Origin of the sequence: Paenibacillus sp. FSL R7-277 (assembly GCF_000517965.1) — a bacterium.
In the GTDB taxonomy this organism is placed as follows: domain Bacteria; phylum Bacillota; class Bacilli; order Paenibacillales; family Paenibacillaceae; genus Paenibacillus_AQ; species Paenibacillus_AQ silagei.
Window position 1 is genome coordinate 1 of record NZ_ASPX01000048.1, and the last position, 301, is coordinate 301.

The 301-nt window shown below is 53.8% G+C and carries 1 rRNA gene; it reads right to left on the reverse strand.

From position 1 onward, the window contains the following. Nucleotides 1–301, reverse strand: a 23S ribosomal RNA gene (locus C173_RS16165); the annotation flags it as partial.

Consider the following 301-nt stretch of genomic DNA (forward strand, 5'->3'; position numbering starts at 1 on the left):
TAATTTTCGCTCCCCATCACAGCCCAGCCTTAACGATGTGCGGATTTGCCTGCACACCAGCCTCACTGCTTAGACGGACATCCATCAGTCCGCGTCACTACCCTCCTGCGTCACCCCATCGCTCATAGCGGATTACGGTGGTACAGTAATTTCAAACTGTTGTCCTTCGACTACGCCTGTCGGCCTCGCCTTAGGTCCCGACTTACCCTGAGCGGACGAGCCTTCCTCAGGAAACCTTGGGCTTTCGGCGGATCAGATTCTCACTGATCTTTTCGTTACTCATACCGGCATTCTCACTTGT